General features: G+C 67.0%; 15 protein-coding genes. 6 read left to right on the forward strand and 9 right to left on the reverse strand.

The window, feature by feature from the left end; genetic code table 11:
* Positions 1–2: 2 nt before the first annotated feature.
* Positions 3–1,631, reverse strand: a complete 1,629-nt coding sequence (locus BHE01S_RS31565; RefSeq protein ID WP_084069453.1) for an efflux transporter outer membrane subunit — start codon at positions 1,629–1,631, stop codon at positions 3–5.
* Between the two features lie 156 nt (positions 1,632–1,787).
* Between BHE01S_RS31565 and BHE01S_RS31570 the strand changes: the two genes are divergently transcribed.
* Positions 1,788–2,726: a LysR family transcriptional regulator gene (locus BHE01S_RS31570; protein ID WP_042271040.1), complete on the forward strand. Its 939-nt coding sequence runs from the start codon at positions 1,788–1,790 to the stop codon at positions 2,724–2,726.
* A 156-nt stretch (positions 2,727–2,882) separates the two neighbouring features.
* Complete coding sequence (locus BHE01S_RS38565) at positions 2,883–3,026, forward strand: hypothetical protein (RefSeq protein ID WP_165822954.1); 144 nt, start codon at positions 2,883–2,885, stop codon at positions 3,024–3,026.
* Between the two features lie 35 nt (positions 3,027–3,061).
* On the opposite strand, the gene BHE01S_RS31575 is transcribed toward BHE01S_RS38565, so the two are convergent.
* From BHE01S_RS31575 to wrbA, 4 genes are all read right to left on the reverse strand, one after another.
* On the reverse strand, positions 3,062–3,868 hold the full coding sequence (locus BHE01S_RS31575; RefSeq protein WP_042271075.1) for a metallophosphoesterase: 807 nt from the start codon (positions 3,866–3,868) through the stop codon (positions 3,062–3,064).
* Positions 3,869–3,898: 30 nt separating this feature from the next.
* Positions 3,899–5,329 (reverse strand): FAD-binding oxidoreductase, encoded by a 1,431-nt coding sequence (locus BHE01S_RS31580; RefSeq protein WP_042271042.1) that lies wholly within the window; start codon positions 5,327–5,329, stop codon positions 3,899–3,901.
* Positions 5,330–5,507: 178 nt separating this feature from the next.
* Complete coding sequence (locus tag BHE01S_RS31585; protein ID WP_052406204.1) at positions 5,508–5,852, reverse strand: DUF2069 domain-containing protein; 345 nt, start codon at positions 5,850–5,852, stop codon at positions 5,508–5,510.
* A gap of 68 nt (positions 5,853–5,920) precedes the next feature.
* Positions 5,921–6,538: an NAD(P)H:quinone oxidoreductase gene (gene wrbA, locus BHE01S_RS31590; RefSeq protein ID WP_042271046.1), complete on the reverse strand. Its 618-nt coding sequence runs from the start codon at positions 6,536–6,538 to the stop codon at positions 5,921–5,923.
* Positions 6,539–6,631: 93 nt separating this feature from the next.
* On the opposite strand from wrbA, the gene BHE01S_RS31595 reads away from it, so the two are divergent.
* Positions 6,632–7,933: a YihY family inner membrane protein gene (locus BHE01S_RS31595; RefSeq protein ID WP_052406203.1), complete on the forward strand. Its 1,302-nt coding sequence runs from the start codon at positions 6,632–6,634 to the stop codon at positions 7,931–7,933.
* A 46-nt stretch (positions 7,934–7,979) separates the two neighbouring features.
* On the opposite strand, the gene BHE01S_RS31600 is transcribed toward BHE01S_RS31595, so the two are convergent.
* The 3 genes from BHE01S_RS31600 to BHE01S_RS31610 form a co-directional block, all read right to left on the reverse strand.
* Positions 7,980–8,300, reverse strand: a complete 321-nt coding sequence (locus BHE01S_RS31600; RefSeq protein ID WP_042271048.1) for a DUF962 domain-containing protein — start codon at positions 8,298–8,300, stop codon at positions 7,980–7,982.
* A 95-nt stretch (positions 8,301–8,395) separates the two neighbouring features.
* Positions 8,396–9,235: an alpha/beta fold hydrolase gene (locus BHE01S_RS31605; protein ID WP_042271050.1), complete on the reverse strand. Its 840-nt coding sequence runs from the start codon at positions 9,233–9,235 to the stop codon at positions 8,396–8,398.
* Positions 9,232–10,578 carry an O-acetylhomoserine aminocarboxypropyltransferase gene (locus tag BHE01S_RS31610; RefSeq protein WP_042271051.1) on the reverse strand — a complete coding sequence of 449 codons (1,347 nt, stop codon included), beginning with the start codon at positions 10,576–10,578 and terminating at the stop codon, positions 9,232–9,234. The genes BHE01S_RS31605 and BHE01S_RS31610 overlap by 4 nt, the downstream gene beginning before the upstream one ends.
* A gap of 317 nt (positions 10,579–10,895) precedes the next feature.
* Here BHE01S_RS31610 and BHE01S_RS31615 point away from each other — a divergent pair, with 317 nt between their 5' ends.
* The 3 genes from BHE01S_RS31615 to aroC all read left to right on the forward strand — a co-directional run bounded on the left by BHE01S_RS31615 (position 10,896) and on the right by aroC (position 14,682).
* A complete protein-coding gene (locus BHE01S_RS31615) occupies positions 10,896–11,351 on the forward strand; it encodes a CBS domain-containing protein (RefSeq protein WP_042271053.1) in 456 nt (151 codons plus the stop codon).
* A gap of 105 nt (positions 11,352–11,456) precedes the next feature.
* Positions 11,457–13,442 carry an MFS transporter gene (locus BHE01S_RS31620; protein ID WP_042271055.1) on the forward strand — a complete coding sequence of 662 codons (1,986 nt, stop codon included), beginning with the start codon at positions 11,457–11,459 and terminating at the stop codon, positions 13,440–13,442.
* Between the two features lie 139 nt (positions 13,443–13,581).
* The gene (gene aroC / locus BHE01S_RS31625; protein ID WP_042271057.1) at positions 13,582–14,682 is read left to right on the forward strand and encodes a chorismate synthase; all 1,101 of its coding nucleotides are present in this window, start codon (positions 13,582–13,584) and stop codon (positions 14,680–14,682) included.
* Positions 14,683–14,778: 96 nt separating this feature from the next.
* Here the strand turns inward: aroC and BHE01S_RS37360 are convergent.
* Positions 14,779–14,925, reverse strand: a 147-nt coding sequence (locus tag BHE01S_RS37360; RefSeq protein WP_157025761.1) for a 4Fe-4S dicluster domain-containing protein, incomplete at its 5' end; no start/stop codon positions are given.

Here is a 14,925-nt window from a genome sequence, read left to right on the forward strand (position 1 = left end):
CCTCAGTGCGCCGCGCCGGTCGCGCCGGCGTTGCCCGATGCGCCCGCATCGGCGGCGTCGGGCCCCGGCGAAGCGTGCGAGCCGTGCGGCGCGAGCAGCGCCGCGGGCATGAGCGGCACGTCGCGCGTCTTCTTGCCGTGCGCGGGGAGTTGCTCGGCTTCGGTCGGGCCCTTCGCCGCGGCATCGCTCGATGCGTCGATCATGCCGCCGCCCAGCGCGGCGACGAGCGTGGCGTGTGCGGCGAGGCGCTCGGCCTGCACGTGCGCGACGCCTTCCTGTGCGCGCAACAGCTGCGTTTGCGCAATCAGCACGTTGACATAGTCGGTCAGGCCGCGGCGGAAGCCTTCCTGCGCGAGATCGTAATTGCGCTGCGCGGCCGCGACCGAGCGATGCGCGTCGTCTTCCTGCGTCGCGAGCGAGCGCATGCGCACGACCTGATCGGCGATTTCCTTGAGCGCGGTGACGATCGTCTGGTTGTACTGATCGACGGCGATGTCGTAGGAGGCGGACTGCGCGCCGAGCTGCGCGCGCAGGCGTCCACCGTCGAAGATCGGCAGCGACAGCGCGGGACCCGCGGAGTAGCTGCCGCTCATCGATTTGAGGAACTGGAACAGCGGGCCGGCCGCTGCGTAGCCGCCCATCGAAACGAGCAGGTTCACGTTCGGATAGAAGTCGGCCTTCGCGACGTCGATGCCGCGCGCCTGCGCGGCGACGAGCCAGCGCGCCGCGACCACGTCGGGGCGATAGCCGATCAACTGGGCCGGCAATGCCGAGGGCAGGCCCGCGGGCGCAGCGAGCGAGAGTGCAGGGCGCGCGATCGATTCGCCGGCGCCCGGACCCTTGCCCGCGAGCGCCGCGAGCTGGTTTTTGCCGAGCGCGATGGATTCTTCGAGCGCGTCGATCTGGCGCTCGTATTCGGGCAGCGGCGTTTGCGCCTGGCTCACTTCGAGCTGGGTGCCGATGCCGCCCGCCAGGCGCTTTTGCGCGAGCGTCAGAATGCGCTGCTGCTGGGCAAGCGTTTGTTTCGCAATGTCGAGCAGCGCGTAGTTCATCGACATCTCGATGTAGGTGCGCGTGACATTGACTTCGAGTTCGAGCTGCGCTGCGCGCGCGTCTGCAGCTGTGGCGTGCGCCACGTCGAGCGCGCGCTCGGCGTTGTTCCTGTCCTGACCCCAGAGGTCGAGGTGATACGAGAGGCCGAGCGTCGCCGTGTTGTTCCACGTATTCGCGCCCGCGAGCGGTCCCGGTCCGTAATAAACGTTGTCGGACCATTGCTGACGCTGAATGGACATGCTGCCGTTGATTTGCGGCAGGAGTCCGGCCTGGGCCACGCCCACCATCGAGCGCGCCTCGCGCACCCGCGCCTGGGCGGCGGCAAGCGAGGGGTTGCCGGCCACGGAGGCTTCGATCCAGGCGCTCAGTTGAGGGTCGTTATAGCCGCGCCACCAGTCGCTGGCGGGCCAGGCGGCGTCGGTGTCGGCCGCGCGGATCGCCGCTCCGGCGTCGAGTTGCGCGGCTTGGGCCTGCTTCGCTTGCGGTGCGATGCCCCCGGTACTGGCGCAGCCCGCGATTATCAACGAGAACGTAAGAACCGTGAGTGCGGCTAGTCCTTTCGGTACCGGAGACTGCACGATTTACTCCTTATCTTGACTATGAATCACTGAGCGCCATTATATTTTTTGCGCAATTGGTGAATAACCGGTAAGGATGCAAGGCATTTTTACGAATAGTGAGACAATCGATCTTGCGAAATATGAAACAATTCGTGTGTCAGATAGAGGATTGGTATGGATACGCTTCAAAACATGCGTGTATTCGTCCGGGTGGTGGAGGCGGGCAGCTTCACGGGCGCGGCGCAATACTTGAACACGACCACGGCTTATGCTTCGCGCGCGGTCTCCGATCTGGAGGCGCACCTGCGCACGCGCCTGCTGAACCGCACGACGCGCCGCATCGCGCTCACCGAGGCGGGCGAGCGCTACCTCCAGCGCTGCGAGCAGATCCTCGCCTACGTGGATCAGGCTGAAGCGGAAGCCGGCGACGCGCATGCGCGCCCCTCGGGCAAGCTCAAGGTCCACGCCATGACGAGCTTCGGCCAGCACTATGTGGTGCCGGCGGTGGGGCAGTATCAGCAGCGCTATCCTGACGTGCACGTGGAGCTCACGCTCGCGCAGCGCATGCCGGACCTGCTCGACGAGGGTTATGACGTGGCGCTCGTGGTCGCGACCGATCTGCCGGATTCCGGTTTCGTCTCGCAGCGGCTCACGAGCGCGTTCAGCATCGCGGTTGCCTCGCCCGCATACCTTGAAAGGCGCGGCGTGCCGCAAAAGCCTGCCGATCTCGCGAGCCACACCTGCCTGCAGATGGTGACGCCCGTGTTCCCGACCGCGCAGTGGCAGTTCACCGGCCCCGAAGGCGAGACCACCGTCGAGCTCGGCGCGGCGACCTTCCAGGTGAACGTGGCGGAGGCGATGGCGGTGGCCGTGCGCGAAGGCATGGGCGTGGGCCTGCTGCCGATCTATTCGGCGATCAGCGGTCTGCGCAGCGGCGAGCTGCAATGGATCCTGCCGGAGTACAAGTCGCAGGAGATGAACGTCTTCGCGGTGTATCCGTCACGCCAGTATCTCGACGCGAAGATCCGCACGTGGGTCGAGCTGCTGCGCGAGAGCATGCCTTCGACGCTCGCGCGGGATCAGAACGAACTGCGCCAGTTCGCGCGCACCTGAGGCGCTGCGCCAGGCGCCCGGGCGGAAGGCGGCCGGTGACAGCCTGTTACAGCTTGCGCAGATGGCAACATTTCCTTACGCCCGGCGGCACGGCGGCTTGGTAAGGTAGCGGGACTGTTTCACGCAACCCTCTATTTGCCAACACCGGGAACTTACATGGATACGCATCTGATGATCGGCATCGCTGTGATGATGGGCCTGATCGGCATCGCGGCGTCGCGCGATCTGCTGCGCATGCGCCGCGCGCAGCTCCAGCCCGTGACGCTGCGCGTGCGTCGCGACGACGCTCGCATGCAGTAAGCACGCGTGCCAGTCAAGCGGGCACGTTTGCCGCGCTAGATTTCCACCACCTTGTCCCACGCAAAGGCCGGATTCTCCGGTCGCCCTGTGCGGCGGTCGCGATAGCCGCGCGGATTGCACACCACGCGCGTGCCGTTGACCGTGTAGTCGAAGCACGTATGCGTGTGGCCGTGAATCCATAGCGCGACAGGCGCGCGCACGAGCGCGTCGAGATCGCTCACGAATCCCGCCGACACGAGATCTTCCGCGTAACGCGGCGCGAGGCTCTGCCTGTGCGGCGCGTGGTGCGTGACGACGATCGTCTCGCCCGCGAAGGGCTTTGCCAGCTCCGCTTCGAGCCACGCGCGCGAACGCGCATGGAGGGCGAGCGAGTCGGCCGGCGTGAAGTCGCGTGCGAGCGCTTGCGGGCTATCCGGCCAGGACACCTGGATCAATCCGCGAAAGTCCAGCATCACGCGCATGGCAGCCGCAATGGCGGCCTCGCGCGCGGCATCGTCGGCGCCGAAGAGGGCGAAGTCCGCCCAGAGCGTGGTGCCGAGCACGCGAAAGCGGCCCGCCGGATCGACATGCACGCCGTCGTTGAGAAAGTGCACGTTGTCGAGCGTGGAGGCGGCGTCGCGCATCGCCGTTTCCAGCGCGCCGAGGTCGCCGTCGTAGTACTCGTGATTGCCGGGCACGTACACCACCGGCACCTGCGGATCGAACGTTTGCGCCGCCCAGCGCAGCCCCAGCCCATGATTGTGGATGTCGCCCGCGAGCACGACGAGATCGGCCTGCGCATGCGGGATCGTGTCGGGCTCGTCGTTTTCCAGATGCAGGTCGGACAGCACGCGGATCTTCAGCACAATGTCGGCTCCTTGCGGTCTGCGCGTTCAGCGCAGCACTTTCCCCGGATTCATCAGGTTCAGCGGGTCGAGCGCGGTCTTGATCGCGCGCATCAGCGCGAGTTCGACCTCGCTCTTGTAGTGCAGGTTCTCGTCGATCTTCAACTGCCCGAGGCCGTGTTCCGCACTGATCGTGCCGCGATGGCGATCCACGCTGTCGTAGACGATGCGGTTCAGCGTCTTCTCGTTGTCGGCGAGGAAGCGCTTCGGGTCGCCGCCTTCGGGCGCCTGGACGTTGTAGTGCAGATTGCCGTCGCCGAGATGGCCGAAGGTGACCATGCGCGCGCCGGGTACCGCGCGCGCGATTTCGGCGTCGGTTTCCTCGATGAAGTGGCCGATACGCGAGATCGGCACGCCGATATCGTGCTTGATGTTCAACCCTTCCTGCGCCTGCGCGAGCGGAATGTGCTCGCGGATATTCCAGAACGCCTGCGACTGCGCGAGGCTTTCCGCGACCACGGCGTCTTCCACAATGCCTTGTTCGAGCGCTTCTTCCATGAGCCGCTCGAAGAGTGCGCGCGCGTGCTCTTCGCTTTCGTTGTCCGACAGTTCGAGCAGCACGACCTGCGCGTGATGTTGCGCGAACGGATAGCGCAGTTGCGGGAAATGACGGCCGACGAGCCGCATGCAGAAGTCCGACATCAGCTCGAAGCCCGTGAGCAACGGCCCGGCGTAGCGCTGCGCGAGCGCGAGGAAGTCGAGCGCCGCGTGCGCCGAGCCGAGCGCGGCGAGCGCGGTGACGCGCGCGGCCGGCAGCGGGTGCAGCTTCATGACCGCGGCGGTGATGACGCCGAGCGTGCCTTCCGCGCCAATGAAGAGGTCGCGCAGATCGTAGCCGGTGTTGTCCTTGCGCAGCCCGCGCAGGCCGTCCCAGATCTCGCCTTGCGGCGTCACGACTTCGAGGCCGAGGCACAGCTCGCGCGTGTTGCCATAGCGCAGCACGCCGGTACCGCCCGCGTTGGTCGAGAGATTGCCGCCGATCGTGCAGCTGCCTTCGGCCGCGAGCGATAGCGGGAAGAGGCGGCCCGCATCCTTTGCGCGCGCCTGCACTTCGGCCAGGATCACGCCGGCTTCGACCGTGATCGTATTGTTGTGCGGATCGATTTCGCGCACGCGGTTCAGGCGGCGCAGGCTCAGCACGGCCTGGCTGCCGCTCGCGTCGGGCGTCGCGCCGCCCGCGAGGCCCGTGTTGCCGCCTTGCGGCACGAGTGCCACGCGATGCGCGTGCGCGAGCTTCACGACCGCGGCCACTTCCTGCGTATTGGCCGGGCAGAGCACGGCGAAGGCCGCGCCCTGGTAGCGGCGGCGCCAGTCGGCGAGGTAGGGCGCGGTGTCGTGTGCGTCGGTCAGCGCGTATTGCGCGCCGATGGCGGCGGCACAGGCGTCGAGAAAGGCTCGGCAGGCGGTGGAGTCGGTCATGGTGTTTCGGAGGTTCGCGCCTGGGCTCGACTGGCTCGCGGCGCGATTGTCGTGAAGTCGCGAGGCTCAAACAGATAGTTTGACACGGGGATAGCCTTCACGCAGCGGTCGCGGACAAGGCTGACGCGGCGTGGATGCGACCTGGATGCGTCGCGGAATGAGCCTCGGATCGAGCCGCTCAGGCCGACTCGCGTTTCATTGGCTTTGCGGCACGCTTCGCAGCGCGTTTGTACGGCGCGACATAGGCAAGCGCGCACGCGAAGAAGCCTAGCGCAAGCGCGACTTCCAGCCAGCCGAGCCGGTTGCCCGGCGCGGGATCGGTCATGCCGCGCACGATGCCTTCCGCGAAGTAGAGCAGCACGAGCATCGCCGCCCATTGCAGCGTGTAGAGCCTGCGTCGCAGCACGCCCGGCAGGGCGATGGCGAGCGGCACGGCCTTGAGCACGAGCGCGCTGCCGCCGGGCCGCAGCGGCGCGAGCCGCCATTCCCACGCAATGCACAGCAGCGTGAGCGCGGCAAGCATCGCAAACGCGCCGAGCGCGGCGCCGCGACGCGGGGCGACGGGCTCGGTGACGCCGTCCGCGCGGGTGCTCACAGCCGTTGACCTTGCCCGGCGCTGGCGAGCGCGAGCGCCGTGCGTGCCAGCCGCACGCCCAGCGCACTCGCGAGCGTCTTCTCGTCGGCGTTCAAGCCGTGGCCGCGCGCGTCCTGGCGCGCGTGATGCGAGGCGCCGTAGGGCGTGCCGCCGCCCTGCGTGGTCGTGAGCGCGCTCTCCGTATAGGGGATGCCCACGAGCAGCATGCCGTGATGGAGCAGCGGCAGCATCATCGAGAGCAGCGTGCTTTCCTGGCCGCCGTGCAGGCTGCCCGTCGACGTGAACACGCAGGCGGGCTTGCCCGCGAGTGCACCCGCAAGCCATTGCGGCGTGGTGCCGTCGAGAAAGTACTTGAGCGGCGCGGCCATGTTGCCGAAGCGCGTGGGCGAACCGAGCGCGAGACCCGCGCATTCTTCGAGGTCGCGCAGTTCGACGTAGGGCGGGCCGTCGGAAGGGATATCGGGCGCGGTGGCCTCGCAGACCGTCGAGACGGGCGGCACCGTGCGAACGCGCGCTTCGGCGCCGGGAACACTGTCGATACCCTGGGCGATGGCGCGCGCGAGTTCGCGCGTCGCGCCGTGTCGGCTGTAATAGAGCACAAGAATCGGTTTCATCGGGCCTCGTCGGTGGACGGGATATTATAGGGGTTGGGTTTGCCGCCGATGCGCGGCAATCAACGTGTTCACGGCGGAGAGGAAGACGGGTCAATGGATGTGCTGTCGAGGGTGAAGATCGATCTGGACATCGTGAAGCGGCTCGCGCGCTTCGCGGCGCGGCGCAGTCGCGAAGATCGTATTCCGCAGGTCGCGGGCAGCCTCACGTTCACCACGCTGCTCTCGCTCGTGCCGCTCGCCACGGTCGCATTCGCGCTCTTTACCGCGTTCCCGATCTTCGCGTCGTTCCAGAACTCGCTGCAGGCCTTTCTCGCCGATCATCTCATGCCGGCGCAGATCAACAGCGAGATCTTCAAGTACCTGAACCAGTTCGCGTCGAAGGCCAAGGGCCTCACGACGATGGGCATGATCGTGCTCTTCGTCACGTCGGTCATGACGATGATGACCGTGGAGTCGGCCTTCAACCTGATCTGGCGCGTGCGCAAGGCGCGGCCGTTAGCGCAGCGCGTGCTCGTCTACTGGGCCATCCTCACGCTCGGGCCGATCCTGATCGGCGTGAGCCTGTCGATCTCCTCGTACGTGTTCACGCGTTCCGCTGTGATCGCGACCGAGCAGCACGTTTCGGGCATTTTCGACTGGATGCTCATCGGCGCCTCGCTGCCGCTCACGGCGCTCGCGTTCACGATGCTCTACGTCTACCTGCCGAACTGCCGCGTGCAATGGCGCGACGCGCTGGTGGGCGGCATCGCTGCGGCAATCGCGTTCGAGGCGGCCAAGCGCGGCTTTGGCTACTACGTGCGTCGCATTCCGACCTACACGGCTGTCTATGGCGCCTTCGCGGCAGCGCCGATGTTCCTGCTGTGGATGTACCTGAGCTGGTTCATCACGCTCGTGGGCGCGATGATCACCTCGGCACTGCCCGAAATCCGCACCGGGCGCTTTGACCGGCCGCGCTTTCCGGGCAGCGATCTGCTCGACGCGCTCGAACTGCTCGCGGGCCTCGCCGACGCGCGGGAAGCGGGCGAGCCGGGCCGCACGACCGAGCAACTGGCACAGCTGCTGCGGCGCGACCTGGCCACGGTAACGCGTCTGATCAACGGTCTCGAAGAGGATGAGCTCGTGGGGCGCCTCGAGCAGGAGGAACGCGCGAAAACGCTGTTTCTGCTGGTCGGCAATCCCGCGCGCATCACGGTCGCGCGCATCTTCGACCGCTTCGCGATCGATCGCGAGGAACTGGCGTATCAGCTCAAGTCGAGCAGTATCGACGCGCACCTGCTGCTGGGCGCGCTCGACAACGACAAGCTTGGCATTTCCCTCGCGTCGCTGATTGCGACGCGGCGTGTCCCGGTGCTCACGGAGGAGCATCCGCCGGTGCTCCCGCATCCGGCGGCGTGACGGTGCGGCGCGCCCATGACAGGCGCGCCGCCGCATTGGATTCGAATCAGAGAGAAATCTTGCCGCGGCAGATGTCCGCGAACATGACCCAGTCACCCATCAGGCTGTAGATGGGGTGACGGAAGGTGGCCGGGCGGTTCTTCTCGAACTTGAAATGTCCGACCCACGCGAAGCCGTAGCCGCACACGATGGCAAGCGGCAGCCAGAGCCAGTTGCCGGTGGCGATCGCCATCGAGACGAAGCCGATCACGCCAAGCGACCCGATGAAATGCAGCCGCCGCGACACGGGATGGCTATGCTCGCTCAGGTAGAACGGATAGAACTGCGCGAAGCTCGAAAAATGCTCGGGATGCGTGGTGGGTTGCATCGTCTCCTCCTTTCTGCGCGGTCACGCAGGGGATGGTTGATTCAGGCATTTTCCGGCGTTCCGAACGACCGTGCAACCCGGGCTCGGGTCAACTGTCAGCCGTTGCCCGCGCGCGGCGCTTGCTGCACCGCAAAAGCGTAGAGCGCATCGAGCGTCGCATCGGGCTGCTCCGTCATCAGCGCGTGGCCCGCGTTCAGCGTGACCGTGTCCACCGGCGTGCCGGCCTGTGCGAGCGCATCGGCGAGGGCGCGCGCCGCGCGCGGGGGCGTCATCGCGTCGCGTTTGCCGACGATCAGGCGCACCGGGCAGCGCACCTTCGCGGCACTGGCGAAGCCATCCGCGTAGGCGTTGCACGCCGCGAAATCGGTGTGGAAAAGCTGCGGCTCGCCGCGCGCGGACACACGCTCCATGAGCCGCCGGTTCACGCCGCGCAGCCAGAAACCGGGCCCGGGGCTCGACGGCTTGGCGGCGAGCGTCGAGTGCGACCACGCGTTGACGAGCGCAATCGCCTCCGGCTCGCGCTCCCGTGCGGCTTCGAGCAGGGTTGGCGCGACCGTCATCGGGAACGCGGTGGCGAGCAGGGCGATGCGCTGCGCGCGCTCGGGATGGCGCGCCGCGAATTCGAGCGCGATGAGCGAGCCCATGCTGTGGCCGGCGACGAAGGCCTGCGAGGCATTCACCGCATCCAGCAGCGCCGCGAGCCAGTCGGCGAGTGCGCCGATGCTTGTGAGCGCGGGGCCCGCGCTGCGCAGGTGGCCGGGCAGATCGACGGCCAGCGCATTGAAGCCGTGGTTCGCGAAATAGCGCGATTGCAGCGCCCAGACGCTGTGGTCGTGCTGCGCGCCGTGGACGAACACCGCGAACGGCAGCGCGCGGTCGATGGCGCGCGAGGCCGTGTAGACATAGGCCGGCTTGCCGGCGACGTCGACGATCATGACGCCTCCTTGCCGGCAGACCTGGCTTTCGAAGCTTCCGTTTTTTGTGACGCCTTCAGCGCGCGCTTGAGGTCGTCGACCAGATCGGCGGGGTCTTCGAGCCCGATCGAGAGCCGGATCGTGCCCTCCGCAATGCCGGCGGCGGCAAGCGCGGCGGCGTCCATGCGGAAATGCGTGGTGGAGGCGGGGTGGATCACGAGCGAGCGCGCGTCGCCGACGTTGGCCAGATGCGAGAACAGCGTGAGCGCTTCGATGAAGCGCTTGCCCGCCGCGCGGCCGCCGCGCAGGTTGAAGCTGAATACGGCGCCTGCGCCGCGCGGCAGCAGGCGCTTCGCCAGCGCGTAGTCGGGATGGCTCGGCAACTCGGGCCATGCGACCGATTCGACCGCCTCGTGCGCGGCGAGAAATTCGACGATGCGCCGCGCGTTCGCCACATGCCGCTCCATGCGCAGCGGCAGCGTTTCTATGCCTTGCAGCAACTGCCACGCGGCCTGCGGATGCAGGCACGCGCCGAAGTCGCGCAGGCCCTCGCGGCGTGCGCGCAGCAGGAACGGCGCGATGGTGCTTTCCTCGCTGAACACCATGTCGTGAAAGCCCGCATAGGGTTCGGTGAGTTCGGGAAAGCGGCCCGACGCCTCGAAGTCGAACGTGCCGCCATCGACCAGCACGCCGCCGATCGTCGTGCCATGGCCGCCGAGGAACTTGGTGGCCGAGTGATAGACGAGATCCGCGCCGTGTTCGAAGGGGCGCAGCAGGTAAGGCGTGGTGAACGTCGAATCGACGAGGAGCGGCACGCCATGGGTGTGCGCGATGTGCGCGACGGCTTCGATGTCGAGCACATCGAGGCCGGGATTGCCGAGCGTTTCGCCGAACAGCAGGCGCGTGCCGGGCCGCAGCGCCGCGCGCCAGGCGTCGAGATCGCCCGGCTTCACGAAGGTCGTCTCGATGCCGAAGCGCTTGAGCGTGTAGTGCAGCAGGTTGTGCGAGCCGCCGTAAAGCGCCGCCGAGGCGACGATGTGCGAGCCCGCGCCCATGAGTGTTGCGATCGCGAGATGCAGCGCCGCCTGGCCGCTTGCGGTGCCGATCGCGCCCGCGCCGCCTTCGAGCGCGGCCACGCGCTCTTCGAACACGGCGACGGTCGGGTTCGAGATGCGCGAGTACACGTGGCCCGCGCGCTCCATGTTGAAGAGCGCGGCGGCGTGGTCGGTGTCGCGAAACGAGAACGAGGTGGTGAGGTAGATCGGCGTCGCGCGGGCGCCGGTGGCCGGGTCGGGCGCCGCGCCGGCGTGCAGCGCGAGCGTGTCGAAACGGCTATCGGGATTGGATGCGGGATTCGATGACATCGTGGCGGCGCGGCCGGCGCGAACCGGCCTGATATCGAGGGTGAAAGGCATCGTAACACCGGCGGCGGGGCGCGGGGACGCCGGCCCGGGCGTTTTCGGGCCGGATGAAGGCCGCCCTGCGTGAGCGCCGGATGGCCGCGCACATGGCCGGTTTCACGCCGCAAAACTCCTCTCCATGGCTTTCGGCTGACGTTTCGGCGCGCCGCGGAGCGCCCGCCGCGCGGCTTTCCTTTTAACAATCTTTCCGCTAGGATCGAATCAGGTAGGCATCTTTTCAGCATTTCCCCCATTACTAGCGGCATTCCTGGAGACACATCATGCGTGTCAGCGACATCCTCAAGGTGAAGGGCAACACGCTCTACACCGTCACGCCCGACACTGCGCTGCACGAGGCAGTCAACACCATGGCCGAGCACGATATCGGCTCGCTCGTGGTGATGGAGTACGGCGATCTGGTCGGCATGCTCACGTTCCGCGAGATCATCCTCACGCTGCGCACGAACGGCGGCAGCGTCGGCACCACGACGATCCGCAAGGTCATGGACGATCACCCGATCACCTGCACGCCGGAAACCGAGGTCGACGAAGTGCGCCGCATGATGCTCGAGCACCATGTGCGCTACCTGCCGGTCATGGAAAGCCGCTCGCTCATGGGCGTGATCTCGTTCTACGACGTCGCGAAAGCCGTGGTGGAAGCGCAGGGCTTCGAGAACAAGCTGCTCAAGGCGTATATTCGCGACTGGCCCGAAGAGGAGCGTCAGCCGGCGCGCTGAGCGCGGGCCGTCCAACGATCTGGTTGGTCAGCATGAAAAAGCGCGCGTCAGGCGCGCTTTTTCGCGTCTGGGCCTCATGAATTCCGTCAGTGCGACTCCTGCTCGATGAACGATAGACCGATGCCCGCGACGCAGCGCGACAAGCGCAACGTGCACCATGAGGGTGACCACGCATCGCAATTCACGCTGCTGCGCCAGCGCCGTTTTGCCCCGTTTTTCTGGACGCAGTTCCTCGGGGCGATGAACGACAACGTCTTCAAGATCGGCTTCACCTCGCTCGTCACGTATCAGGCGGCGCGCTTTTCCGGCGTCGACCCGAAGACGGTCGCGTTCCTCATCTCGGCCATTTTCATTTTGCCGTTCGTGCTCTTTTCCGCCACCTCAGGCCAGGTCGCCGACAAGTACGACAAGGCGATGCTCACGCGCTGGGTCAAGACCTTCGAGATCGCGGTCATGCTGATCGGCGCGGCCGGCTTCTGGATGCACAGCGCGCCGCTGCTGTATGCGTGCACCTTCCTCATGGGCGTGCATTCGACCGTGTTCGGGCCGGTCAAGTACGCGTACCTCCCGCAGCGGCTCGCGCCGGAGGAACTGGTCGGCGGCAACGGGCTCGTCGAGATGGGCACGTTCGTCGCGATTCTGCTCGGCACCATCGTCGGGGGCGTGGCGGCGGGTATCGGGGCGATGGATGCCGCGTCGGCGCACGCGGACGTCGGCCCGCCGCCTGGCGCATGGTGGCTTGGCGGCATGTGCATCGCGATCGCGCTCGTGGGACGCGTGGCGTCGGCTTTTGTGCCGCCGTGCGAGCCGTCGCAGCCCGATCTGCGCATCAACTGGAATCCGTTCTCCGAGACCTGGCGCAACCTGCGCCTCGCGCACGGCAACCGCACCGTGTTTCTGAGCCTGCTCGGCATCTCGTGGCTCTGGTTCGTCGGCGCGACATTTCTGGCGTCATTCTTCAATTTCGCCAAAGACGTGATGTCGGCCGATCCCGACGTCGTGACCGTGCTGCTCGCGATGTTTTCGCTCGGCATCGGCTCGGGTTCGCTGCTTTGCGAGCGCCTCTCGCGGCGGCGCATCGAGGTGGGCCTCGTGCCGCTCGGCTCGATCGGCATGAGCGTGTTCGGCATCGACCTCTTCTTTGCGAGCCATGCGTTGCCTCCCGCGTCCCATCTGCTTTCGGTAGGCGAATTCCTGCGCATCGCCGCGCACTGGCGCGTGCTCGCCGACCTGTTCCTGCTCGCCATGTTCGGCGGCTTCTACAGCGTGCCGCTCTACGCGTTGATCCAGAGCCGCAGCACGCCCAGCCACCGCGCGCGCATCATCGCCGCGAACAACATCCTCAATTCGCTCTTCATGATCGTCTCGGCGCTCATGGCGATGGCGCTCACGTCCGCGGGCATCGGCATTCCCGGCATCTTCCTCACCACGGCGCTGCTCAATATCGTCGTGGCGGCGTATATCTACACGCTCGTGCCCGAGTTCCTGCTGCGCTTCGTGGCGTGGGTGCTCGTGCATACGGTCTACCGCGTGCGGCTCGTGCATACCGAACGCATACCGGCCGAGGGCGCAGCGGTGCTCGTCTGCAATCACGTGAGCTATGTCGATGCGATCGTCATCATGGCCGAGAGCCCGCGGCCGATCCGCTTTGTGATGGATCAGCAGATCTTCCGCTCGCCGTTCCTCGGCTGGGTGTTCCGCCACGCCAGGGCGATTCCGATTGCGCCCGCGCACGAGGATCCGGCCGCACTTGACGCTGCCTATGACGCGTGCGCGGCGGCGCTGGCCGAGGGGGATCTCGTCTGCATTTTTCCGGAGGGCAAGCTCACGCGCACGGGCGACATGAACCCGTTCCGGCACGGCGTGACCGAAATCTTGCGGCGCACGCCGGTTCCCGTCGTGCCGATGGCGCTGCGCGGGCTCTGGGGCAGCGCGTTCTCGCGCTTTGCGGCCTCGGGGCAGGAGCACCCGAGGCGGCGAGGCCTGACCAGCCGTTTGACGCTCGCGGTGGGCGAACCGATCGCGGCGGCTGACGTCACGCTCGAACTTTTGCAGGAGACGGTGGCGGAACTGCGCGGCGCGCGGCGCTGACGCCTCTCGGTCACGCGGGGTGGCCGGTTGCGCCGCCCAAACCGGCTTCGCGCCGTCTTTCGCCCGACTGCGCGGTCGGGCGTCGCCGCGCGCGGGCTGGCATAATATTGGATTACCCGATTCCCTTTGGACGACCGCCATGTCCGGCAACACGCTCGGTACGCTTTTCACCGTCACCACCTTCGGCGAGTCCCACGGCCCGGCCATTGGCTGCGTCATCGACGGCTGCCCGCCCGGCATGGCGCTCACCGAAGCCGACATCCAGATCGACCTGGACCGCCGGCGCCCCGGCACGTCGCGTCACGTGACGCAGCGCCAGGAGGAGGACAAGGTCGAGATTCTCTCGGGCGTGTTCGAAGGGCGCACCACGGGCACGCCCATCGCGCTCCTGATCCGCAATACCGATCAGCGCAGCAAGGACTACGGCAACATCGTCGAGACCTTCCGCCCCGGTCACGCCGACTACACCTACTGGCAGAAGTACGGCATTCGCGACTACCGCGGCGGCGGCCGTTCGTCGGCACGTCTCACGGCGCCCACGGTCGCGGCGGGCGCCGTCGCGAAGAAGTGGCTGCGCGAGCGCTTCGGCGTGCAAGTGCGCGGCTACATGCGCGCGCTCGGCGAGATCGACGTGCCGTTCGTGAGCTGGGAGCACGTGCACGAGAATCCGTTCTTCGTGCCCAACGCCGACGTCGTGCCGCAACTCGAGGACTACATGGACGCGCTGCGCAAGGACGGCGACTCGATCGGCGCGCGCGTGAACGTGGTGGCGAGCGGCGTGCCGGTGGGCTGGGGCGAACCGCTGTTCGACCGGCTCGATGCCGATATCGCGCACGCCATGATGGGCATCAACGCGGTGAAGGGCGTGGAGATCGGCGCGGGCTTCGCGAGCGTCGCCCAGCGCGGCTCGGTGCACGGCGACGAACTCACGCCCAACGGCTTCCATGGCAACCACGCTGGCGGCGTGCTCGGCGGCATAACGACCGGGCAGGACATCACCGTCTCGATCGCCATCAAGCCGACCTCGAGCATCCGTACGCCGCGACGCTCGATCGACAAGGCGGGCGACCCCGCGACGGTCGAGACCTTCGGCCGCCACGACCCGTGCGTGGGCATCCGCGCGACGCCGATCGCCGAAGCCATGCTCGCGCTCGTACTGATCGATCACGCGCTGCGCCACCGCGCGCAGAATGCCGACGTCGTCGTGACGACGCCGAAGATCGCGGCCAGCGACGAGTGATGGCGGCCGCTGCGGCATGATCCGAACTCGTTGCGCGAGCAACAAAAAAGCCGCTGCAGGCTCACACCTGTAGCGGCTTTTTTTGTTTGCCTTGACTTACATGTTCGGATAGTTCGGACCGCCGCCGCCTTCCGGCGTGACCCACACGATGTTCTGCGTCGGGTCCTTGATATCGCAGGTCTTGCAGTGCACGCAGTTCTGCGCGTTGATCTGCAGACGGTCGCTGCCGTCCTCGTTCTTCAC

It is taken from the genome of Paraburkholderia heleia NBRC 101817 (genome assembly GCF_000739775.1).
Taxonomy (GTDB): domain Bacteria; phylum Pseudomonadota; class Gammaproteobacteria; order Burkholderiales; family Burkholderiaceae; genus Paraburkholderia; species Paraburkholderia heleia.